Genomic DNA, 22,040 nt, shown 5'->3' with positions numbered 1-22,040 from the left:
CGGGTTCAACGGAATTTCGTCCGGGGAATCGGAGGGAATGCAGTGTGGGCTGCGTCACGTTCCAGTTGAATGATCTGACGTGCCGCACCGCACACGCGAACACCTGCAGGGGGTTGCCAGGTGAGTGCTTCCGGACGTAGTGAGACCACCGACGATCTGCTCGCCGCCTTGCTGGACGGCATGGACGCGGCCCTGTGCGCCTTCGACGCCGACGGGGTGATCACCCACTGGAACCGCGAGGCCGAGCGGATCCTGGGCTGGTCGGCCGCCGAGGCCGTCGGCCGGCGCGGGTTCGCGGGCTGGGCGGTCCGGCCCGCCGACGCGCCCGATGTGGAGACCACCCTGATGTCCGCGCAGGACGCGCCGGGCCGGCAGGTGCACGAGTTCGCCCTGCTGACCAAGGACGGCGGCCGGGTCCTGGTGCGCACCCAGTCGGCCGGAGTGCCGGGCGCGGACGGCAGGCCGGCCGGGGTGTACTGCGCCTTCTCCGAGGTCCATGCGCAGATCGACCTGGAGCGGTCCATCGCGCTGAGCGAGGCGCTGATGGACGACGCCTCGTGGGGCGTGGTGCTGGTCGACGTGGACCTGCGCCCGGCCGTGGTGAACGCGCACGCCGCGCGGGCCTTCGGGTCCGGCCGGACCGCGCTGCTGGGCCGGCCGCTCGGGGAGCTGCTGGTCCAGGGCGTGGAGGAACTGGAGGGCGCCCTGCAGCACGTCCTGGCGGAGGGCCCGCCGCCCGCCCCGGTGGAGCTGTGGGTGACGTTGCGGGCCGCGGGGGAGTCCGTGCCGCGGCGGCAGTGCTGGCGGTGCGGGTTCCTGCGGCTGGCCTCACCGCTCGCGGAGGAGCCGGTACCGCTCGGGGTGGGCTGGCTGTTCCAGGACGTCACGGAGGCCCGGCAGGCCGGGCTGGATGCGGCACAGCTGCGGTTCCGGTCGAACCAGCTGCACCGGGCGGGGCGGGCGGCCGGCGAGTACGAGGACCCGGCGGAGGCGGCGGCGGTCCGGCTGGAGTTCGCGCTGGCCGGGTTCGCGGACCATGCGCTGGTGGACGTGGCGGCGGGGGAGCGGCTCGTCCGGTCGGCGGTGGCGCCGTCCGGCACGGCCGGACCGGTCCCGCTGCTGCCGGCCCCCGGTGCGATCCCGGTCCGGTACGAGCCCGGGCACCCGGCGCTCCAGGCGCTGGACCGGATCGGCCCGGTGCGGACCAGCGCGCCGCGGGGCCAGGCGGCGGAGCGGTGGGCGGCGGTCCGCCAGTGGCCGGAGGACGTGGCGCACGGCCTGTGCACGGTGCTGCGCAGCCGGGGCCGGACCCTGGGCGTGCTGACCGTACTGCGCAGGCCGTCCCGCCCGGCCTTCGACGCGGCGGATGCGGCCTACGCCGAGGAGATCGCGGCCCGCCTGGCCGCCGACCTCGATCTGGCGAACCTGACGAACCTGGTGAACCCTGCGAACCCGGCACACGGCACCTGACAACAGCACTGCTAGTGACGGAAGAAGATCCGGTCGCCGTACTCCGCCATCACGCGGCCGTTCCACTCGTGGCCGCCGTCGACGTTGCCCGAGCGCAGCAGGGGCGGTTCGATGCCGCGGCCGGCGAGCTCGCCGGCCGCCGCCGCCATCACCGCCTGCATGATCGCGCTGGTGACCACCGTGGAGGCGGGGGCGAACGGCGCGTCGATGCCGTCCATGGTGAGTTCGGCGTCACCGACCGCGATCTTGCTGTCCAGGACGATGTCGCAGTGGTCCTTCAGGAAGCTGCCGGACGCGTGCCGCGACCGGGTCTCCGTCGCGTACGCCACCGAGGTCACGCCGATCACCTTGAGGCCGAGGGCGCGCGCATTCATCGCCATCTCCACCGGCAGCGCATTGCGGCCGGACAGCGAGATGATCACCAGGACGTCGCCCGCTGCGGCCGGGCTGCTGTCCAGCACCGCCCCGGCCAGCCCGTCCACCCGCTCCAGCGCACTGCCCAGCGTGGCCGGCATGACATCGACCCCGGCGGTGCCGGGCACCGCCAGGAAGTTCATCAGGGCCAGCCCGCCGGCCCGGTAGACCACGTCCTGGGCGGGCAGCGAGGAGTGGCCCGCGCCGAAGGCGAAGAGCTTGTGGCCCGCCGCGACGGCGTCCGCGATCACCACCCCCGCTCGGGAGATGCTCGAGGACTCCTCGTCGCGGACTCGCTGCAGCAGCCCGATGGCGGCATCGAAGAACTGACCGGCCAGCTTGCTCTCGCTCATGCGCTGAGGGCCCTTCCAGTGGGTGCGGCGTGCGTGTCCGCCGCTCACCGTGCGGTCTGGACCAAGGGTGTGTCAATACGGGCGTCAATCCCGGGACAACCGTCTCGTACCCCGACGACGCGGGACGGTTGTCGGCCCTCTGCGGCAGAATTGGGGGCAGGGCCAGCGCACGATATCCGAGGGGCACGAATGTCCGGACTGATCGATACCACGGAGATGTATCTCCGCACCATCCTCGAGCTGGAAGAGGAAGGTGTTGTCCCCATGCGCGCCCGTATCGCCGAACGGCTCGACCAGAGCGGTCCGACGGTCAGCCAGACGGTGGCGCGGATGGAGCGCGACGGTCTGGTGGCGGTCGCCAGCGACCGGCACCTGGAGCTGACCGACGAGGGCCGCCGGCTGGCCACCCGCGTGATGCGCAAGCACCGGCTCGCCGAGTGCCTGCTCGTCGACGTGATCGGCCTGGAGTGGGAGCAGGTGCACGCCGAGGCCTGCCGCTGGGAGCACGTGATGAGCGAGGCGGTGGAGCGGCGCGTGCTGGAGCTGCTGCGCCACCCGACCGAATCGCCGTACGGGAACCCGATCCCGGGTCTGGAGGAGCTCGGCGAGAAGAACGAGGCGGACCCGTTCCTCGACGAGGGCATGGTGAGCCTGGCCGAGCTGGACCCGGGCACGGACGGCAAGACCGTGGTGGTGCGCCGGATCGGCGAGCCGATCCAGACCGACGCCCAGCTGATGTACACGCTGCGGCGGGCCGGAGTGCAGCCCGGTGCGGTGGTGAGCGTGACCGAGTCGCCGGGCGGTGTGCTGGTCGGCAGTGGCGGCGAGGCCGCCGAGCTGGAGGCGGAGATCGCCTCGCACGTTTTCGTCGCGAAGCGCTGATCCCCGGCGTCCCTGGGTAGGGATGGTCCCGGCGCCTTGCGGCGCCGGGACCGGTCCTCCCCTTTGCTGACCCGGAGCCCCGAGCTCCCAGGGTCATCCCCTCGGACCGTCTTCCCCGATCGGCCCGCCTCCCTGCTGGAAATCTCCCCTCGGCAGCGGCGGCCAATCCTTGAGCAAGGTCACTCGAAAGAGCGGTATTGCGGGCGGGAAGGCCATTTTCGAATAGGGGTTCGATAGTCTGGCGGCAAGCGAAGGGGGTGCATCTGCGGTGGTACAGCGCTTCGATGTGACAGGGGCCGACGGGGTCCGCCTGGCTGCCTGGGAGTTCCCGGACGGGGATTCCGCTTCCGCCGCCGAGCCCCGGCCGGCGGCCTTGTTACTCCACGGCCTGATGGGCCGCGCCTTCCACTGGGCCGGCACGGCCCGCTGGCTCGCCGACCGCCGCCGGGTCATCGCCCTGGACCAGCGGGGCCACGGCGACAGTGAGTCCCCCGCCCACGGCCCGTACACCCGGGAGGCCTTCGTCGCCGACGCCGAGGCGGCCGTCGAGCAGCTCGGCCTGGCCCCCGTCACCCTCGTCGGCCACTCCATGGGCGCCCTCACCGCCTGGCAGCTCGCCGCCCGCCGCCCCGAGCTCGTCCAGGCCCTGGTCATCTGCGATATGCGGGCCTCGGCCCTCGGCGCCGCCTCGCAGCGCGAATGGGAGGACTGGTTCTGCCGCTGGCCGCTGCCCTTCCCCACGCAGGACGCCGCCCGCCGCTGGTTCGGCGAGGACGACCCCCGGGTGGAGCGCCCCGACCCCGGCCGCGGGGCCTTCTTCGCCGAGGTGATGCGCCAGGCCGAGGACGGCTGGCGCCCGCAGTTCTCCCGCCGCCAGATGCTGACCGCCCGCGAGACCTGGGTGCACGATGCGCACTGGGAAGAGCTCGCCCAGGTCCGCTGCCCCACCCTGGTGGTCCGCGGCCTCGACGGGGAACTCGGCCGCGCCGAGGCCCAGGAGATGGTCCGCGTCCTCCCGGCCGGGCAGTACGCCGAGATCCCCGACGCCGGCCACTACCTGCACTACGACCAGCCGGACGCCTGGCGGGCCGCTCTGGAGCCTTTCCTGGACGGCGTGCTCACCTCCTGACCCCGGCCGCGGCCCCGGCCCCGGGCCCAGGAACTCCTGGAGTCCACCGACCTCCCGGTGGAGAAGGTCGGTGAACTGAGCGGCCTCGGCACGGCGAACAACGTCCGCCACCACTTCCTGCGCCATGTCGGCACCGCCCCGACCGACTACCGCCGGGCCTTCGCCCACCGGCCCTAGGAACCATCCGGGGCTCAGCCCTTGCTGACCGCCTGGAGGATCTCGGGGAGGTTGTCCGCCACCTTGGGGGCCGCCAGGCGGAGGCCCGCCCAGCCGAGCAGCGCGCCCCAGGCGATACCGGCCGGGAGCACGGTCCACAGCAGCCCGTGGTGGTCGGACACGCGGAGGCCGATGACCAGCCCGATCAGCGGGCCGCAGAGCAGCGCCGAGGCGAACATCCCGCCGAAGATGCTGGAGACGGCCAGTCCCGCCTGCCCCGGCACCACGCTCTTGAACGCGCCGTCCTGCGGGATGGAGTACGGGGCGTACGCCGAGGACAGCGCACCCGTCCCCACCATCGCCCCCAGCAGGCCGAGACTCAGCCCGAGGGCGTCCGGCAGGGCGGCCCAGTTGCCGACCAGCCAGGCGGTGACCACGGTGATCAGGACCGTGTACGGGAGGGTGATCAGGAGCAGTGCCGCGGCGCGGGCCCGGAGTTCGGCGTAGGCGTCGCGGGCGGTGGACAGGGTCTGGGCGACCATCCAGAAGGCCGAGGTGTCCTGGCCGAACTGGTTGTACATCAGGGCGCCGAGCATGCCGGCACCGAAGCAGGCGAAGTAGACCGAGCCGGTGCCCTGGAGGGCGTTGACGACCGGCACGATCGCCCCGATGGCCAGGCCGCTGATCCAGCCGGCCTTGGTCTTCGGGTCGCGGAAGCCGTAGCGGAGGGTCCGCTGCATGACCGCACCCGCCCGGCCGCCGGGCAGCAGGCCCCACAGGCCGCCGCCCCGGGCACCCTCCTTGGCGGGGGCCGAGGCGGCCACCGTCGAACCGTCCGGGGTGACCATCAGCCGGGTCAGGCTGCGCTCCCAGACGTACAGCAGGCCGAGGACCGCCAGCAGGGTCACGGCCAGCTGTCCCGTGGCCCGGCCGTACGCGCCCGCGCCCGCCGAGTCCACCATGGCGAGCGCGCTCGCCGGCGGCAGCCAGCCGACCACCTCCGCGGCCGGCCGCAGGGAGGTGAGCGCGCCGGGCTCGGTCAGCCGCTGGACGCCGAAGTTGAGGAACTGGACGCCGATGGCGATCAGCAGACCACTGAGCACGGCGAGATCGCGGCCCTTGCGGCTGCTCAGCAGCCGGACGTTGGCGGTGGCCATGGTGCGGGCCAGGGCCACACAGCCGAGCAGCAGCAGCGGGACCGCCAGGACTCCGGCGGCGAGGCCGGCGGCACCGTGCGCCACCGCGATCACCGAGCCGATCGCCAGGCACAGGGTGAACAGCGGGCCGATGCCGACCATGGAGGAGGCCAGCAGGGCCCGCACCAGCGGGCGGGGCCGCAGCGGCAGCATCACCAGGCGGCTCGGGTCGAGGGTCTCGTCCCCGGCGGAGAACAGCAGCGGCATCACCGCCCAGCCGAGCCCGAGGATCCCGGACAGCAGGACGACGACCGTGCCGGCGTGCGCGTTGCCGCGGAGCAGGGCCAGCAGCGGAACCGTCAGCGCGGCGAGCACCAGGACGGAGGCCAGGGAGCCGATGAAGGCGGCCTTGCGCTTGGCCGACCCCTTGAGGCCGTTGCGGAGGAGGGAGAGCTTCAGCCGGACGAAGACCGGGGTGAGCGCCACGGCGGGAACGCCCGCGGACATGCTGCTCATCGGGCCGCCGCCGTCCCGCCACCGAGCCAGTCCAGCGAATCGCCGGCGGCCCGCCCCTGTGCGCCCACCAGTTCCAGGAAGGCGTCCTGGAGGGAGGCGGCGTCCCCCCGTACCTCGGCCAGTGGGCCGGCGGCACGGATCCGGCCGTCCGCCATCACGGCCACCCAGTCGCACAGGGACTCGACGAGCTCCATCACATGGGAGGAGAAGACGACCGTGGCACCGGAGGCGGTGTAGCGCTCGAGCACGCCCCGGATGGTCTGCGCGGACACCGGGTCCACGCCCTCGAACGGCTCGTCCAGGAAGAGCACTTCGGGGTTGTGCAGCAGGGCGGCGGCCAGCCCGATCTTCTTCCGCATACCGGTGGAGTAGTCGACCACCAGCTTGTGCTGGGCGCCCGCCAGACCGAGTACGTCCAGCAGCTGGGTGGCCCTCTTGTCCGTCTCCTCGCCCGGCAGCCCGCGCAACCGGCCCATATAGCCGAGCAGTTCCCGGCCGGACAGCCGCTCGAACAGCCGCAGGCCCTCCGGCAGTACCCCGATCCGGGCCTTCACCTGTGCCGGGTCCCGCCAGACGTTGTGCCCGGCGACCTCGACCCGCCCCTGGTCGGGGCGCAGCAGTCCGGTCACCATCGACAGCGTTGTCGTCTTGCCCGCGCCGTTGGGCCCGACGAGGCCGATGAACTTGCCCGCGGGCAGCTCCAGATCGATCCCCGAGACGGCGATCTGCTCCCCGAACCGCTTCCACAGGCCCGATATGCGGACGGCGGGAGCGGCAGTGACCGCCCCCGCCCCGTCCGTCGCCCCGTCCGTCGCCCCGTCTGCCGTTCCGGCCGTCGTTCCGTCCGTCGTGTGGGCCTTGCTCGACTGGTCAGGCATACGCCGTCCCCGCCCTTCCCTGCTGTCCCCGTTGGTCGCGTCTCACGATACGGGCACGAAATCCGGCCACCCCATGACGTTTGTCATGAACCGCGGACCCCGGGCGGGCGGTGGTGCCGGGTCACGCGCCCCGGCGGATGCGGGCGTCCGAGGCCTCCCGGCCGGTCGCGTACGCCAGCGGGCTGATCAGCTCCTCGATGTCCGGCAGCCACCGGTTGGCCGGGGTGGGCCGCCGCGCCCACTGCACCGCGCCCCGGCCCCCGTACCGGGTGGGCGGGGCCGCCACGAAGTCTCCTTCGCCGCGCACCACCAGATCGATCGCGGACGGCGACCAGCCCAGCTTGCGCACCAGGTCCGGCACCTTCGCCCCGGCCCCGGGCAGGACGAAGAACAGCATCCGCCGGGCCGGGGTGAGGGTGACCGGGCCGAGGGTGAGCTGCATCCGCTCCAGCCGGGCCAGCGCCAGGAATCCGGAGGTCTCCGCCACGTCGATGGCGTCGAAGGTCCGGCCGGTGGGCAGCAGGATGGAGGCCTTTGCGTGCTTCGACCACATCCGCCGGACCTGTACCGCACTGCCCGTCGCCTGCGCGGCCCAGTCCTTCACCGCGGGGTGCGCGCCGGGTGCCACGCAGTCCTCCGCCCCGCAGGAGCACAGCTCCCTGCCGTCCCCGGGCTCCAGCCAGGTGCCGGGGAACACGTCCCAGTGCCGCTCTTCCGCGTACCGCACGGCATGGTCCAGCAGCTGCTCACCTCGCTGCTTGGGGATGGCTGCGGTGTCGGTCTCCGTGACTCCCATGGTCTCTTCCACGTCCATCACAACTCCCGCCGTCACCCGGGGTTACGGCCCTAGGGGGTGTCCGGTGGATCAGGGTCGGATAGCCCGGGTCGTCTGGTGCCGTGGATTGCAAGGCGGAGGAGGGAGTCGACGCGGTGGGGGCACCTCCCAGCGGTAGCTGGGGGACGTCGGCGACCGACGACAACGCGGCAAGCCGCGGTGCTGGGGGTCCCCCCGGACGGAGTCTGGGGGAGGGCCGGGCCCGGCCCTGATCCGCCGGACACCCCCTAAACCGGTCGGGCGGCGGAACATCGATCCTGCATGCGGGGCGCATCGATGCACGGCCGGGGGCGCGCAGGGGGCCGGGGAGCCGGGGATGGGTAGCGACAAAGCGCAGAGCGGAAGAATCCCCGGAATTTCCACGGAATTCTCCGCACATCCGCCGGGAAGTGATCAATCGAACGATCACCCGCGGCCACAGGGGGTTTTCATGGCAGCCAGGCCTCTCGTCGCCCGCCAGCCGAACGAACGGCTGCAGGCGCTCATCCAGGAAGCCGGGTGCTCGAACGCCGGGCTCGCCCGGCGCGTCAACATGTGCGGTGCCGAACACGGCCTCGATCTCCGCTACGACAAGACATCCGTGGCCCGCTGGCTGCGCGGCCAGCAGCCGCGCGGCCGGGCGCCGGGCATCATCGCCGAGGCGCTGGGCCGCAAACTCGGCCGCACCGTCACCATCGACGAGATCGGCATGGCCAATGGCAAGAACCTCGCCTCGGGGGTGGGCCTGCAGTTCTCCCCGACCGTGATCGGAGCCATCGAGCAGGTCTGCGAGCTGTGGCGCAGTGACGTGGGCCGGCGCGACTTCCTGTCCGGCTCGACGGTGGCCGCGTCGGCGCTGGTCGAACCGAGTCGGGACTGGCTGATCACCGGAGCGGACGTGGCGGTGGCGCGTACGGGCGGCTCGCGGGTCGGGCTGTCCGATGTGGAGGCGGTCCGGGCCACCACCGACGCCCTGGTCGACCTGGACCACCGGTTCGGCAGCGGCCATGTCCGCCCGGTGGTCGTCCACTACCTCAACAGCGTGGTGTCGGGGCTGATCGGCGGCTCGTACCGGGAGCCGGTGGGGCGGGCGCTGTTCGCGGCGGTGGCCCGGCTGACCGAACTGGCCGGCTACATGGCGGTGGACACCGGCCAGCCGGGCCTCGCCCAGCGCTACTACATCCAGGCACTCCGGCTGGCCCAGGCGGCGGGGGACCGGGCCTACGGCGGCTATGTGCTGGCCGCCTCGATGAGCCACCTCGCGGCGGAGCTGGGCAACCCGCGGGAGATCGCCCAGCTGGCGCGGGCCGCGCAGGAGGGCACCCGGGGCCAGGTCACCCCGCGGGCGGAGGCGATGTTCTACGCGGCGGAGGCGCGGGGCCATGCGCTGCTGGGCGATGCGAGGGCCACGCAGGTGCTGGCCTCGCGGGCGCTGAGCGCGCTGGAGCGGGCGGAACCCGAGTCCGGGGACGACCCGGTGTGGATCCGGCACTTCGACGAGGCGTATCTGGCGGACGAGCTCGCGCACTGCCACCGGGACCTGGGGCAGGCGGAGGCGGCGGGGCGGCGGGCGGAGGAGGCGTTGCGGGTGCTGCCGGCGACGAAGGCGCGCAGACGGGCGATCGGGCTGCTGCTGCTGGCGTCCTCGCAGGTGCAGCGGCGGGAGGTGGAGCAGTCCTGTGCCACGGCGGGGCAGGCGGTGGAACTGCTGGCGACGATCCGCTCGAACCGGGGCGCGGAGTACGTGGCGGACTTCCGGGCCCGCCTGGACCCGTACCGTGACGAACCGGCGGCCCGGGAGTTCACCACCCGCCTCACCCCGCAGCCGGCCTGACCGGCGGGGCTGTGCCCGCGGGGCCCGCGCTGCGCGGCCCCGCGGGGTCCGGACGCGGACCGTACCCGGTAGCGTGGCCCGACGGTCCCGTAGGTTCGGGGCCGGCGGAGGAGGTCCCGGTGACGCAGAGCGGACAAGGCGGCTACGGCTACCCGTACGAGGGTGAGCCGTGGGGCCCGCCGCCGCCCGCCGACCCGCCGGCGGGCCATGTGCTGGGCCCCGGCTACGAGGGTCCGGGCCAGCCCCACGGCTATGGCTACCCGCCGCTGCCCGACGCGGCCACGCAGTACATTCCGTCGGTCCCGGCCGGCCCGGGGGCCCCGCCGCCCGAGGCGGCCACCCAGTACATCCCGCCGGTCCCGCCCGGCCCCGGCACTCCGCACGCCGAGGCGGCGACGCAGTACATTCCGCCGGTCCCGCCCGGTCCCGGCACTCCGCACGCCGAGGCGGCGACGCAGTACATTCCGCCGGTCCCGGCCGGCCCGGGGGCCCCGCTGCCCGAGGCGGCCACGCAGTACATTCCGCCGGTCCCGGCCGGCCCCGGCACTCCGCACGCCGAGGCGGCGACGCAGTACATCCCGCCGGTCCCGCCCGGTCCGGGGGCCCCGGGCGCCCCGCTCGCCGAGGCCGCCACCCAGTACATCCAGCCCGTCCCGGGCGACGAGCAGGGGCACACCCAGCATCTGCCGCCCATCCAGGAGCCGGTGCTCCGGCAACCGCCGCCGCAGCCGCCGCAGCAGCGGCAACAGCGTCGGCAGCCGCAGCCGCAGCCGCGGGTCCAGCCGCCGGCGCAGCCCCAGCAGTACGCGTACGCGCAACCCCCCTTCGAGCAGGAGGACCCGCCCCGCCGGGTCTCCGGCGGGATCATCGCCGCCGGGGTGATCGGCCTCGCCGTCGCCGGGCTCGGCGTCGGCGCGCTGCTCAGTGAGCCCGGCAAGGCGCAGAACAACGACCCCGCTGCGGTGTCCTCCGTGCCGACGCCCAGCGGCTCCACCGGCGCCGCCGCCGCCGAGGCTCCGGTGGACCCCGCGCGCAGTCAGGCCGTACAGCTGGACAAGCTGCTCGCGGACAGCAACGACAGCCGTTCCGCCGTGATCCGGGCGGTGGAGGACATCAAGGTCTGCAAGAACCTGGACCAGGCCGCCACCGATCTGCGGGACGCGGCCCGGCAGCGTGACGGGCTGGTGACCCGGCTCCAGGACGTGAAGATCGACCAGCTGCCCGACAACGCCCGGCTGACCGCCGCCCTGACCAAGGCGTGGAAGTCCTCCGCCGCCGCCGACCGCTCGTACGCCGCCTGGGCCGAGGAGGTCGGGGACGACCGGGGCGACGACCGGCGTGACGACCGGGACGACAAGAAGGGCTGCAAGGACGGCAAGGCCCGGCCCACCGGCAATGCCGCCGCCGGCAACAAGGCCAGCGGCGAGGCCTCCCAGGCCAAGGAGTCGGCCGCCACCATGTGGAACCGGATCGCCGTCAAATACGAGCTGACCAAGCGCGACAAGTCCCAGCTCTAGGGCCGGCAGCCGGCAGCCGGCAGCCGGCAGCCGGGGCCTGGGGTCAGCCGGTGGTCGGGGCGGCTTCCATCGTCTCGGTCATGTCCATCGAGGACTCGCCGGGCTGTGCCACCAGCCGCCCCGCCTGGACCATCTGGAAGGTGACCCGCCCGTTCACCAGGCGCGGGTAGCCGCGTACCGCCCGTATGTCCTCGTAGCGCCAGCTCAGATCCGGGGTGAGGCCCGCCGTGGTCATGCCCTCGGAGCTGTTCAGGGCGCGGGCGATCCGGAGCCCGGTGACCTTCTGGTCGCCCAGCCGCTTCACCGCCTCCGCGAAGACCGTGTACGCGATCCACGTCGTCTGGGTGCCGACGTCCGCCGGGTCCAACCCGTCTTCGCCGAAGCCGTGTTCGGCGATCACCTTCCGCATCGGTTCCCACAGCGGGTCCGTGGCCACCGGGTACCAGCCGGTGATGTACGCGCCCTCGAAGGGGCTCTCCGCGCCACCGGTACGGTCGATCAGGGCCTGGCTGACACTGCCCTGGACGGAGGCGACCCGGGGCCGCTTCCTGCCGCCGTCGATCCGGCGGAAGGAGTCGAAGAAGGTCTCGGTGCGCGCGCCGAGGGCCGCCGTCACACAGCCCTTGTCCTTGCTCCGCCCGGCATGGGCCAGGGCCTCCCGGGCCTGCGGGCCGAAGTCGGCGGAGTCCTCGGCGGCCCGGATGTCGGCGGCCTCGTTCGCGGCCTTCTCGATGGGCTGCTTCTGCGCCTTCAGGCCGGCGTTCAGCAGGATCGGCAGGGAGTCGCCGGCCAGGGTGTCCGGCCGGATCAGGGCGATCTGTTCGCAGCTGCGGGCGAGCTGGTGCCCGGCGCCGGCCAGCAGGGCCGGCTGACCGCCGTTGACCGGGTAGGACAGGGTGCTCTGGAACTCCTCCTGGGAGATCCCGTAGCCGCCGATGAACGGGATGCCCGCGTTCTCCAGCGGGGCCATGAAGGCCCGCCCGTGCTGGCTGTACGAGCCCACCACCGCGACCGCCTTCTCGGCCACCGCCTGCCGTGCGCAGTCGGCGGCGCCGGTCGGCGTGTTGTGTTCGTCGCAGGTGATGACCCGCAGCCGGCGGCCCTCCAGGCCGCCCTTGCTGTTGACCCACCGTTCGTACGCCCGGGCCATGGCCGGCATCCCGGGCATGTTGGTGGCCTTGCCGTCCTGGGGTGCCCAGGTCATGACGGTGAGGGTCTCCCCGGAGCCCCCTGTGTCTCCGGGGAAGACCCCACACCCGGTGAGGAGGGACGCGCCGACAACCGTGCTGAGAAGGGAGCTGGTGATCCTGGTGCGTCGCCTGTTGGTCATGACCACGCACCATTCCTCCCCATGGGGAACTGGGGTGTGAGGTGTACACAACATTCGGTGACGTCAAGGTGAATTGCAGGGGCGAGTCTCACGAGGTGGTCCACCGGGGGCCGTCAAGATCGCGCCGGAAGGGTACGTACGATCGAAAGCGTGACATTCGACGAAGGTTCGAAGAACTCTTCCCGCCGCGGGCGCCGCTCCTCCACCATGGGCGGCATGCCGCTCAATGACATGCCGTGGTGGCGCTGGCGCAGCAATGTGCGCTCGGCGCTGCACATGCTCTCCGACCCGGTCTTCCAGGAGGACACCTGGCTCGCCGGGGCCGAGGGCTACGGAGATGTGACCGACGCCGTGTACCGGCTCGTCGAGGACACCTGGCTGGACAGCTGGTCCGCCGAGAAGTACGTCGGGACGATCTTCCGCGACTCCCAGGAGGCCGCCCTCGTCGACGTCGCGGTGCTGCGGGTGCTGCGCATCCTGCACCAGGTCGGGCCGGACGCGCCGGTCTCCGCCTACCTGGAGCACCACGGCTGGCCGGAGGCGGTCCGGGCGGCCCGCGAGGCGCACGTACGCCTGGCCGGCGCCGACGGGGAGGACCCGGACAACCGCCCGAGCTCGCTCGAGGTGCTGCGGATCCTGACCCGCGCGGTCTGAACGTCGGCGGAGACGGCGCGAACGGTGTGAAAGGCTGTGGTGTCATGAGCGACCCGCACACCGCCGCCACCGGCACCGCCCCCACGGCCCAGACCCAGCAGTACGTCCTGACCCTGTCCTGCCCGGACAAACAAGGCATCGTGCACGCGGTGTCCAGCTATCTGTTCATGACCGGCTGCAACATCGAGGACAGCCGGCAGTTCGGCGACCACGACACCGGTCTGTTCTTCATGCGGGTCCACTTCTCGGCGGAGGAGCCGGTGACGGTGGAGAAGCTGCGCGCCAGCTTCGCGGCGATCGGCGACACCTTCCGGATGGACTGGGAGATCCACCGCTCGGACGAGCGCATGCGGATCGTGCTGATGGTGTCGAAGTTCGGACACTGCCTGAACGACCTGCTCTTCCGGTCCCGGATCGGGGCACTGCCGGTGGAGATCGCGGCGGTGGTCTCCAACCACACCGACTTCGCCGAACTGGTCGGCACCTACGACATCCCCTTCCACCACATTCCGGTCACCCGGGACACCAAGGCGGAGGCGGAGGCGCAGCTGCTGGAGCTGGTGCGGGCCGAGAACGTGGAGCTGGTCGTGCTGGCCCGCTATATGCAGGTGCTGTCGGACGCGCTGTGCAAGGAGCTCAGCGGCCGGATCATCAACATCCACCACTCCTTCCTGCCGAGCTTCAAGGGCGCCAAGCCCTACCACCAGGCGCATGCGAGGGGTGTGAAGCTGATCGGTGCGACGGCCCACTATGTGACGGCCGACCTGGACGAGGGCCCGATCATCGAGCAGGAGGTCGAGCGTGTGGGCCACGAGGTCACGCCCGACCAGCTGGTCGCGATCGGGCGTGACGTCGAGTGCCAGGCGCTGGCGCGGGCGGTGAAGTGGCACAGCGAGCACCGCGTCCTGCTGAACGGCAACCGCACGGTGGTCTTCGCATAGCCCCCTGATCCGTCAGAGCGGTCCCCCGGCGCGTTCCGTCAGAGCCGGCTCAGCGAGGCCGCCGCGAAGAGCACGTCGCGGATGGCCTCGCGGTCGCCGTGCTGGCCGGCGGCTGCCTCCTCCGGGGAGATGTGGCCCGCCGCCAGCTGGCAGAACTCCACCCCGTCCAGGGCGATCTGGGCCACGGTGTGATCCGGGGAGGTGGCGGCTGCGGGCGAGTCCAGCGCGATGTCCCAGGTGCCGCCGCCGGATCCCTCGATCTCCAGGTGCAGGGTGCGGCCCGGGGAACCGGCCGTGACCAGGGTGCGCGCCGGGGACGCCAGGCCCGAGCGGCGGCGTCCGGCCAGGGTCCCCGGCAGCAGCCGGGCCGCCAGGTCGATCATCTTGTGCAGGTGCACCCCGGACGGCGGTTCGTACGGATAGTCCACCGCCTCCGCGATGTCCCCCGCATGCACCCAGCACTCGAAGGCCCGCTCCAGGAACGCGTCCCCCAGCGGCAGCGAGAAGTCCCCGTAGTCCACCGAGAGCTCCGCCACCCCGCGGCCCGCGAACGACACCGTCCGCACCAGGGTGTGGCCCTGTTCCCGCCAGGGTTCGCGGATCTGCCGGGTGGCGGGGTGCGCGGCGGAGTCCCAGAAGTGCTCGGTACGGGCGGTCGGGTGGGCCGGTGCGTCCGGGCCCAGCGGGTCGTCCAGCCCCAGCGCCGTCGCGATCAGTCCGTCCACGGTCAGCAGGTGGCCGATGACCCCGGCCACCGTGGTCCGGCGCGACCGCTGCCGTTCCTCGGCGAACCATTTCAGCCGCACCGGGGTGTGCCACTCGGAGTCGCCGAAGTCCCGCAGCAGCGCGTCCAGCCGCGCCGCCTCGGTGTCGTACGGGCTCGCCCACACCGGCACCGGGATACGGGCCGGACGCTTCCCCAGGCAGCCCTCCAGCACCCGCGACCGCAGCAGGGGGTTCAGGTCCAGGCTCTCCTCCGGGTGCAGCAGCCCCACCGCGTCCCGCAGCCGCAACGCCTCCTCGGCGCAGGGCGCGCACTCGGTGAGGTGGTCCTCCACCGCCCGGGTCTCCTCCGCCGAGCACGCCGCCAGCGCCCAGGCGCCCAGCAGGGACTTCAGGACGTCGTGGGACGGCGGCGGGGCGGGCAGTGCCGGTGCCGCCTCCGGCGGGAGGTCGTCGGCCGCACCGCGCGGACCCGGTATCCGGGCGGGGCCGGGAAGCTCGTAACCGTCGTCAGGGGACTCGGCGGGGCCGTTCATCGCGGTGTTCCGTATCCGGGCGGGGAGGTGCCCTCTCGTGGGAGGGCGTTGGCGGTCGACAGCAGCTGCAGGCCCAGCCGGAGCCGGCGGCGCGCCTCGTCCTCGCTGATCTGGAGGTCGGCGGCGGCCTGCCGGTAGTCCCGGCGCTTGAAATAGGCCAGTTCCAGGGCGGCCCGCAGCGGCGCGGGCATGGAGGTGACGATGTAGTCGGCGCGGGCCGCCGCGTTGGCGCTGCGGACCTTCTGTTCGAGCTCCTCGCGCGAACCGCGGCCCACCTCGGACTGCCGCAGCCGGGCCACGGCCTGCCCCTGGGTGATCCGGGCCACCCAGGAGCGCATGGAGCCCTGTTTGGGGTCGTACGCGTCCGGGTTCTCCCAGATGTACCCGAAGACTTCGCGGGTGATCCGGTCCGCGGCCTGCTCGTCGCCCAGCACCCGGTGCGCCAGGCTGTGCACCAGCGAGGCGAAACGGTCGTACAGCTCCCCGAGCGCGGCGGCCTCGCCGCGCGCGAGCCGTTGCTGCATCCGGCGGTCCCAACGGGGTGGTGCATCCTTCGGCATAGAGCCCCCAGCCCTTGTCGACCCTCCCGAATGTAGTGTCACTTGGCCGCTCTGCGCCCGTTTTGGCCGAAGCTCCTCCTTGAGGGGGAGGGCGCGTGGTAGGTGAAACGGCCCGTTCCGGGCGACGCGCCCCATTGCGCTCCTCGTGCGCGGGTTCGATGCGGCCACCTGCTTGCACGCTTCGCTTAACGCGCAGGCCATCGAGGCCTTACGCTCCTGCCTTGTCTTGAACTGCACCCCACCGCATCAGTGAAGGCGGATCCCGAATATGGACAGCGCACAGTACGAGCGCAAGATCGCCGCCCGATTCGCCATCTTCGACCAGGACGGCAACGGCTATATCGACCGCGAGGACTTCAGCAAGGCCGCCAGGGAGGTGATGGCCGAATTCGGTGTCACCGCACGCTCCGACAAGGGGCAGGCGGTCATCCACGGTGCCGAGGCCTTCTGGCAGGGCATGGCCGGCATCGCGGACGTGGACGGCGACCAGCGCGTCACCCGCGACGAGTTCATCACCGGCGCCGCGAAGCGGCTGCAGGACAGCCCGGAGCGGTTCGCCGGAATCGGCCAGCAGTTCCTGCACGCCGTGATCGCCGTGGCCGACGAGGACGGGGCCGGGGTCACGCCGCCGGCCGCGGCCCGGGTGCTGCGGGTGCTGGGCATCGCGCCCGAGCTCGCCGAGACGGTGGCGGCGGCGCTGGACGCCGACGGGGACGGGCGGATCTCGGAGGCCGGGATCCTGACCGCCTTCGCCGGCTACTGCGGGGTCGAGGCCCCGGACGCGTAGCCGATCACCGTGGCGGGCCGGGGCTCCGGTTCGGGCTCGGGGCGGGGCTGCTGGGGCTGGAGTCGGGGCTCGGTGCTTTCGGCCGGGCCGCGGCCGGGACGGTGAACGGGTGTGCCGGTGTGGCGATCTCGGTGACCGTCCGGCCGATGAGGCTGGAGAGGCTGCCGGTGGTGCCGTCGATGTCGGAGTTGATGAGCACCACCAGGGTGGCGCCCTGCGACGGCAGCCGGATCGTCAGGCTTTCGTAGCCGGGCAGTTCGCCGTTGTGCCCGAACCAGCCGTTGACCTCCATGATGCCCAGCCCGTACTTGATGCCGGGGTGGCCGGTCGGTTCGACGGCCAGCCGCTGGGCCTGGGTGGCGGGCTTCACGAGGGGTTTGCCGTCCGGGAGCCGGCCGCTCACCAGGGCCGGTACCCAGGTGTGCAGATCGTCCAGGTCGGAGATCATCGCGCCGGCGGCCCAGGCCCAGGAGGGGTTCCAGCGGGAGGCGTCTGCGGTCTTCCCGCTGGGGGTGAAATCGGTGTAGCCGTGGGCGTACGGGTCCGGGATGGTGCTGTCCGTCGGGAAGACGGTGTCCTCGAGCCCCACCGGCCCGAGCACCTCCTGCCGGATGTAGTCGCCCAGCTTCTTCCCGCTGACCTTCTCGATCAGCAGCCCCAGCAGCACGGTGTTGGTGTTGCTGTACTGCCACTTGGTGCCCGGGGCGAACCCGGCGGGGTGCGAGAAGGCGATGTCCAGCAGCTGCCGAGGGCTCCAGGACCGGTGCGGGTCGGCCTTCATCGTGGTCAGGAGCTTCTGGTCGTCGGTGTAGTCGTACAGCCCGCTGCGCATATCGGCGAGCTGCCGGACGGTGATGGCGTCGCCGCCGGGGACCCCGGGGACGTAGTCGGAGACCGGGTCGTCCAGGCCGACCCGGCCGGCGTCGACGAGCCGGAGCAGCGCGGTGATGGTGAAGGTCTTGGTGACGCTCCCGATCCGGGAGAAGAGGTCGGTCTTCATCGGGGTTCCGGAGCTCTTCTCGGAGACCCCGAAGGCGCGCACGTAATCGCCGCGGCCGTCGATCCACAGCCCGACGTTGACGCCCGGGATGCCGGCCTGCCGCATGGCCGCCTGGATCGCCCCGTCGAGGCGCTCGACGGTGACCGGGTCGAGGTCCGCCCGGCCCGGTGGGGCCGCCGCGGGTGCCTGGCCCGTACAGAGCACGGTGAGGAGCAGGGCGGCGGCGGTGCAGGCCGGGCCGGCCCGGAAGCGTCTGCGCATGGGGGATCACCTCCGGTGCGCCGGTTCCCCGTGGCCCCCGAGGCCGTTTCCTTCCATGGTAGGAAGGGCGGCCCGGCCCGGCGACCCCAGTCCCCGGCCCTCAGCCCCGGCCCTCAGCCCGCGTAGCGTTCGCGCAGTTTGTACTTGAGCACCTTGCGCAGGGTGTCGTTGCGGGGGAGGGCTTCGACCAGCTCCAGCTGTTCCGGCAGTTTGTGGGTGGCCAGGCCTTCGGACCGCAGGTGGGCGGTGAGGACGGCCAGGGTCAGCGGTTCGGCGCCCGCGGGCTGTTCGACGACCGCGCAGACGCGTTCCCCGCGTTCGGGGTCGGGCAGGCCGATGACGGCGACGTCGCCGACGCCCGGGAGGCGGTGCAGCAGGTCCTCGATCTCCTTGGCGGAGATGTTCTCGCCCTTGCGGATGATGACGTCCTTGCTGCGTCCGGTGAGGACCAGGTGGCCGTCCCCGGTGAGGTGCCCGAGGTCGCCGGTGACCAGGTAGCCGTCGGCGTCGAAGGCGGCGGCCGACTGGGCCGGGTCCAGATAGCCGCTGCAGACCGCCTCGCCGCGCAGCCGGACCTCGCCGTCCGTCCCGGCGGGGACGGGCTTGCCGTCCGGGTCGGTGATCCGGACGGACATGCCGGCCGGGGGCCGGCCCTCGGTGCCGGCCAGGTTCTCGTCGGTGTCGTCCGGCGAGCCCATGGTGATCATGGGTACCTCGGTCATGCCGTAGCCGTGGGTCAGCCGGCAGCCCAGTTCGCGTACGACGGCGTGGTAGATCTCCGGGGGCTTGGGCGCCCCGCCGCCCGCCAGCAGCCGGAGGGTGGGGATCAGCTTCTCGCCGGGCGGCAGCCTGCGCTGCTCGGCCAGGAACATGGAGTAGAAGGCGGTGGAGCCGCCGGCCACCGTGACCCCGTGCCGCCGGTAGCCGTCCAGGGACTCGGGCAGGGCGAACTTCTCGAAGAGCACCGCCGGGAAGCCGTACAGCAGCAGCATCACCAGGTAGTCCGGGCCGCCGATGTGGGCGTAGGGGAAGGCGATCGAGCCGATGTCGGAGGCGGACAGGCGGAGGGCGTGGGCCAGGCAGGAGCCGCCGGCGATGAGCGAGCGGTCGGTGTGCAGCACACCCTTGGGGTCGGAGGTGGTGCCGGAGGTCCAGTAGATCCACCGTACGTCCGTGCCGGAGGCCGGGGGCGGGGGCAGGACCGCGGGGTCGCCCTCGGGCAGGCCGGCGTACGCCTCGAAGACCCCGCGGGCGCCGAGCCGTTCGGCCATGGCGGTGTGGTCGAAGCCGCGCCAGGTGCCGGGGACGGCGAAGTAGGCGGCCTTGGACTCGGTGAGCGCGAAGCCGACCTCGCGGTCCCGGTAGAAGGGGATGACGGGGGTCTGGACGGCGCCGAGCCGGGCCAGGGCGACGGACAGCAGCACCGTCTCGATGCGGGTGGGCAGCTGCCAGGCGACGACCGTGCCCGGGCGGACGCCCAGGCCGTGCAGTCCGGCCGCGACCCGCTCGGCGCCGTCGCGCAGTCCGCCGAAGGTGAGGGTCCGGCCGGTCCCGGCCTCGATCAGCACCGGGGCGTCAGGGGTGACTGCGGCCCGTCGGGCGATCAGCTCCCAGAGGGTGGCCGACCGGTCCAGTTCGCGTGCGGTGTCCGTCATGCCCGGCCTCCCGTGGGTTCTGAGCTGACGTTGCGTCAGATCGAGGCAGAGCGTAGGCCGGGAGCGCTTTACGGTCCAGGGTGCGCGGGGCTAGCTTGTTTCTGACGGGTCATCAGAAATGGTTCTCGAAACAGGCGAGGGGAATTCATGGAACTGCCTCGGATCATCAGCGTCGACGACCACGTGATCGAGCCCGCCCATCTGTTCGACCGGTGGCTGCCGGCGAAGTACCGCGACCGCGGCCCCAAGCCGCTCACCGCAGGCATCGGCGAACTCGCCTACACCGGCGGCAGGTACGTCATCACCATGGACCCCGACGGCCCGCCCACCGACTGGTGGATCTACGAGGACCTCAAGTTCCCGTACAAGCGCAACATCGCCGCCGTCGGCTTCGACCGCGACGAGATGACCCTGGAGGGCATCACCCGCGAGGAGATGCGGCGCGGCTGCTGGGACCCCAAGGCCCGGCTCGCCGACATGGACCTCAACCACGTCGAGGCCTCCCTCTGCTTCCCCACCTTCCCGCGGTTCTGCGGCCAGACCTTCGCCGAGGCCCACGACAAGGAAGTGGCACTGGCCTGTGTGCGCGCCTACAACGACTGGATGGTCGAGGAGTGGTGCGGGGACAGCGGCGGCCGGCTGATCCCGCTGTGCATCATCCCGCTCTGGGACATCGACCTCGCCGTCGCCGAGATCCGCCGCAACGCCGCCCGGGGGGTGCGGGCCGTCACCTTCTCCGAGATCCCCACCCACCTGGGCCTGCCCTCGATCCACTCCGGCTACTGGGACCCCTTCTTCGCGGTCTGCCAGGAGACCGGGACGGTGGTCAACATGCACATCGGGTCCTCCTCGCAGATGCCGGCCGCCTCCCCGGACGCCCCGCCCGCCGTGCAGGCCTCGCTGAGCTTCAACAACGCCATGGCCTCGATGATGGACTTCCTGTTCAGCGGGGTGCTGGTGAAGTTCCCGGCGCTGAAACTCGCCTACAGCGAGGGGCAGATGGGCTGGATCCCGTACGCCCTCGAGCGGGCCGACGACGTGTGGGAGGAGCACCGGGCCTGGGGCGGGGTCCGCGGACTGATCCCCGAGCCGCCCTCCACGTACTACTACCGGCAGATCTTCTGCTGTTTCTTCCGCGACAAGCACGGCATCGCCTCGCTCGACGTCGTCGGCCGGGACAACGCCACCTTCGAGACCGACTACCCGCACGTGGACTCGACCTTCCCGCACACCAAGGAGGTCGCCCTCGACCATGTGAAGGGACTGGACGAGGAGACGGTCTACAAGCTGATGCGCGGCAACGCCATCCGGATGCTCGGCCTGGACCTGGTCTGATGCGCCTCGACCACACGGCGGAGGACGAGGAGTTCCGGGCCCGGCTGCGCGAGTGGCTGGCGGTGGTGCTGCCCAAGCTGCCCGCCAAGCCCTCGCCCGCCGACTGGCCGGGCCGGCGCGCCTACGACGCGGGCTGGCAGCGGGCCCTGTACGACGCCGGATACGCGGACGTGCACTGGGACGCCACCCCCGCCCGGCGGCTGATCTTCCTGGAGGAGACCGAGAAGGCCGGGGCCCCGTACGTGGGCGCCAACTTCGTCGGCCTGCTGCACGCCGGCCCGACCATCGCCGCCGAGGGGACGCCCGGGCAGCGGGACCGCTGGCTCGGGCCGATCCTGCGCGGGGAGGAGATCTGGTGCCAGGGCTTCTCCGAGCCGGAGGCGGGCTCGGACCTGGCCGCCCTGCGCACCCGGGCGGTCCGCGACGGGGACGCGTACGTGGTCAGCGGATCCAAGATCTGGACCTCGCACGCCGAGGTCGCCGACTGGTGTGAGCTGCTGGTCCGGACGGACCCGGCCGCTCCCCGGCACCGCGGGATCTCCTGGCTGGCGATGCCGATGGACGCTCCGGGGGTCACCGTCCGGCCGCTGCGCACCCTGGCCGGCTCCACCGAGTTCGCCGAGATGTTCCTCGACGAGGTCCGGGTGCCGGTGTCCCACCGGGTGGGCGCGGAGAACGACGGCTGGCGGGTCACCATGGTGACCCTGTCCTTCGAGCGGGGCACGGCCTTCGTCGGCGAGGTGGTCGCCTGCCGGCGGACCCTCGGCGAGCTGGCCCGGGCCGCCCGCGCCAACGGCCGCTGGGACGATCCGGTGCTGCGGCGCAGGCTGGGGCGGCTGCATGCGGAGTTCGGTGCGCTGTGGCGGCTCACCCAGTGGAATGTGAGCGAGGCGGCGGGGGCCGGGGTGGCGGGCTCCGGGGTGGCCGGGGTGCCGGGGGTGGGCGGCTCGGTGTTCAAGCTGCGCTACTCGCATGCCCGCCAGGAGCTGTACGAGGCGGCGGCGGAGGTGCTGGGGGCGGGCTCGCTCGACCTCGACCGGGAGTGGGTGCTCGACCGGCTGTCCTCCCTCTCGTACACGATCGCCGCCGGCACCTCGCAGATCCAGCAGAACATCGTGGCCGAGCGGATCCTCGGCCTGCCGAAGGGCCGGTGAGGGTG

19 protein-coding genes and 1 pseudogene are annotated in these 22,040 nt (G+C 72.5%); 11 read left to right on the top strand and 9 right to left on the bottom strand.

The window, feature by feature from the left end:
• Positions 1 to 120 precede the first annotated feature (120 nt).
• Positions 121 to 1,470: a PAS domain-containing protein gene (locus DEJ50_RS14445; RefSeq protein ID WP_150208434.1), complete on the top strand. Its 1,350-nt coding sequence runs from the start codon at positions 121 to 123 to the stop codon at positions 1,468 to 1,470.
• Positions 1,471 to 1,481: 11 nt separating this feature from the next.
• Here the strand turns inward: DEJ50_RS14445 and DEJ50_RS14440 are convergent, their stop codons facing one another.
• Positions 1,482 to 2,237, bottom strand: a complete 756-nt coding sequence (locus DEJ50_RS14440; RefSeq protein ID WP_150208433.1) for an SIS domain-containing protein — start codon at positions 2,235 to 2,237, stop codon at positions 1,482 to 1,484.
• A gap of 189 nt (positions 2,238 to 2,426) precedes the next feature.
• Between DEJ50_RS14440 and DEJ50_RS14435 the strand changes: the two genes are divergently transcribed.
• The 3 genes and pseudogenes from DEJ50_RS14435 to DEJ50_RS14425 form a co-directional block, all read left to right on the top strand.
• Positions 2,427 to 3,119, top strand: a complete 693-nt coding sequence (locus DEJ50_RS14435; protein ID WP_150208432.1) for a metal-dependent transcriptional regulator — start codon at positions 2,427 to 2,429, stop codon at positions 3,117 to 3,119.
• A gap of 268 nt (positions 3,120 to 3,387) precedes the next feature.
• Positions 3,388 to 4,248, top strand: a complete 861-nt coding sequence (locus tag DEJ50_RS14430; RefSeq protein WP_150208431.1) for an alpha/beta fold hydrolase — start codon at positions 3,388 to 3,390, stop codon at positions 4,246 to 4,248.
• A gap of 21 nt (positions 4,249 to 4,269) precedes the next feature.
• Positions 4,270 to 4,425, top strand: a pseudogene (locus tag DEJ50_RS14425) (AraC family transcriptional regulator); the annotation flags it as partial.
• A 14-nt stretch (positions 4,426 to 4,439) separates the two neighbouring features.
• Here DEJ50_RS14425 and DEJ50_RS14420 read toward each other — a convergent pair.
• The 3 genes from DEJ50_RS14420 to DEJ50_RS14410 form a co-directional block, all read right to left on the bottom strand.
• On the bottom strand, positions 4,440 to 6,056 hold the full coding sequence (locus DEJ50_RS14420) for a transporter (protein WP_150208430.1): 1,617 nt from the start codon (positions 6,054 to 6,056) through the stop codon (positions 4,440 to 4,442).
• Positions 6,053 to 6,934 carry an ABC transporter ATP-binding protein gene (locus tag DEJ50_RS14415; RefSeq protein WP_223837753.1) on the bottom strand — a complete coding sequence of 294 codons (882 nt, stop codon included), beginning with the start codon at positions 6,932 to 6,934 and terminating at the stop codon, positions 6,053 to 6,055. The genes DEJ50_RS14420 and DEJ50_RS14415 overlap by 4 nt, the downstream gene beginning before the upstream one ends.
• A gap of 121 nt (positions 6,935 to 7,055) precedes the next feature.
• Positions 7,056 to 7,748 (bottom strand): bifunctional DNA primase/polymerase, encoded by a 693-nt coding sequence (locus tag DEJ50_RS14410; protein ID WP_190344490.1) that lies wholly within the window; start codon positions 7,746 to 7,748, stop codon positions 7,056 to 7,058.
• Between the two features lie 451 nt (positions 7,749 to 8,199).
• On the opposite strand from DEJ50_RS14410, the gene DEJ50_RS14405 reads away from it, so the two are divergent.
• Both DEJ50_RS14405 and DEJ50_RS14400 read left to right on the top strand, forming a co-directional pair.
• Positions 8,200 to 9,582, top strand: coding sequence for a transcriptional regulator (locus DEJ50_RS14405; RefSeq protein ID WP_150208429.1), 1,383 nt, complete (start codon positions 8,200 to 8,202; stop codon positions 9,580 to 9,582).
• 119 nt (positions 9,583 to 9,701) lie between these two features.
• Positions 9,702 to 11,099, top strand: coding sequence for a hypothetical protein (locus tag DEJ50_RS14400; protein WP_263399196.1), 1,398 nt, complete (start codon positions 9,702 to 9,704; stop codon positions 11,097 to 11,099).
• 43 nt (positions 11,100 to 11,142) lie between these two features.
• On the opposite strand, the gene DEJ50_RS14395 is transcribed toward DEJ50_RS14400, so the two are convergent.
• Positions 11,143 to 12,429: an ABC transporter substrate-binding protein gene (locus DEJ50_RS14395; protein ID WP_150208428.1), complete on the bottom strand. Its 1,287-nt coding sequence runs from the start codon at positions 12,427 to 12,429 to the stop codon at positions 11,143 to 11,145.
• A 207-nt stretch (positions 12,430 to 12,636) separates the two neighbouring features.
• Here DEJ50_RS14395 and DEJ50_RS14390 point away from each other — a divergent pair, with 207 nt between their 5' ends.
• Positions 12,637 to 13,083 carry an SCO4402 family protein gene (locus DEJ50_RS14390; RefSeq protein WP_150212127.1) on the top strand — a complete coding sequence of 149 codons (447 nt, stop codon included), beginning with the start codon at positions 12,637 to 12,639 and terminating at the stop codon, positions 13,081 to 13,083.
• A gap of 44 nt (positions 13,084 to 13,127) precedes the next feature.
• The gene (purU, locus tag DEJ50_RS14385; RefSeq protein ID WP_150208427.1) at positions 13,128 to 14,024 is read left to right on the top strand and encodes a formyltetrahydrofolate deformylase; all 897 of its coding nucleotides are present in this window, start codon (positions 13,128 to 13,130) and stop codon (positions 14,022 to 14,024) included.
• A 38-nt stretch (positions 14,025 to 14,062) separates the two neighbouring features.
• Here the strand turns inward: purU and DEJ50_RS14380 are convergent, their stop codons facing one another.
• Complete coding sequence (locus DEJ50_RS14380; protein ID WP_150208426.1) at positions 14,063 to 15,283, bottom strand: maleylpyruvate isomerase N-terminal domain-containing protein; 1,221 nt, start codon at positions 15,281 to 15,283, stop codon at positions 14,063 to 14,065.
• A complete protein-coding gene (locus tag DEJ50_RS14375; protein ID WP_150208425.1) occupies positions 15,280 to 15,843 on the bottom strand; it encodes a sigma-70 family RNA polymerase sigma factor in 564 nt (187 codons plus the stop codon). The genes DEJ50_RS14380 and DEJ50_RS14375 overlap by 4 nt, the downstream gene beginning before the upstream one ends.
• Positions 15,844 to 16,111: 268 nt before the next feature.
• Here DEJ50_RS14375 and DEJ50_RS14370 point away from each other — a divergent pair, with 268 nt between their 5' ends.
• The gene (locus DEJ50_RS14370; protein WP_150208424.1) at positions 16,112 to 16,630 is read left to right on the top strand and encodes an EF-hand domain-containing protein; all 519 of its coding nucleotides are present in this window, start codon (positions 16,112 to 16,114) and stop codon (positions 16,628 to 16,630) included.
• A gap of 4 nt (positions 16,631 to 16,634) precedes the next feature.
• On the opposite strand, the gene DEJ50_RS14365 is transcribed toward DEJ50_RS14370, so the two are convergent.
• Both DEJ50_RS14365 and DEJ50_RS14360 read right to left on the bottom strand, forming a co-directional pair.
• Positions 16,635 to 17,891 carry a serine hydrolase domain-containing protein gene (locus tag DEJ50_RS14365; RefSeq protein WP_150208423.1) on the bottom strand — a complete coding sequence of 419 codons (1,257 nt, stop codon included), beginning with the start codon at positions 17,889 to 17,891 and terminating at the stop codon, positions 16,635 to 16,637.
• 113 nt (positions 17,892 to 18,004) lie between these two features.
• Positions 18,005 to 19,546 carry a class I adenylate-forming enzyme family protein gene (locus DEJ50_RS14360; RefSeq protein ID WP_150208422.1) on the bottom strand — a complete coding sequence of 514 codons (1,542 nt, stop codon included), beginning with the start codon at positions 19,544 to 19,546 and terminating at the stop codon, positions 18,005 to 18,007.
• A 147-nt stretch (positions 19,547 to 19,693) separates the two neighbouring features.
• Between DEJ50_RS14360 and DEJ50_RS14355 the strand changes: the two genes are divergently transcribed.
• Both DEJ50_RS14355 and DEJ50_RS14350 read left to right on the top strand, forming a co-directional pair.
• Positions 19,694 to 20,881, top strand: coding sequence for an amidohydrolase family protein (locus DEJ50_RS14355; RefSeq protein WP_150208421.1), 1,188 nt, complete (start codon positions 19,694 to 19,696; stop codon positions 20,879 to 20,881).
• Positions 20,881 to 22,035: an acyl-CoA dehydrogenase family protein gene (locus DEJ50_RS14350; protein WP_150208420.1), complete on the top strand. Its 1,155-nt coding sequence runs from the start codon at positions 20,881 to 20,883 to the stop codon at positions 22,033 to 22,035. The genes DEJ50_RS14355 and DEJ50_RS14350 overlap by 1 nt, the downstream gene beginning before the upstream one ends.
• Positions 22,036 to 22,040 lie beyond the last annotated feature (5 nt).

It is taken from the genome of Streptomyces venezuelae, assembly GCF_008642295.1.
Taxonomy (GTDB): domain Bacteria; phylum Actinomycetota; class Actinomycetes; order Streptomycetales; family Streptomycetaceae; genus Streptomyces; species Streptomyces venezuelae_C.
The sequence above is the reverse complement of the archived record's forward strand: the minus strand, read 5'-3'. Positions and strand labels throughout refer to the sequence as shown.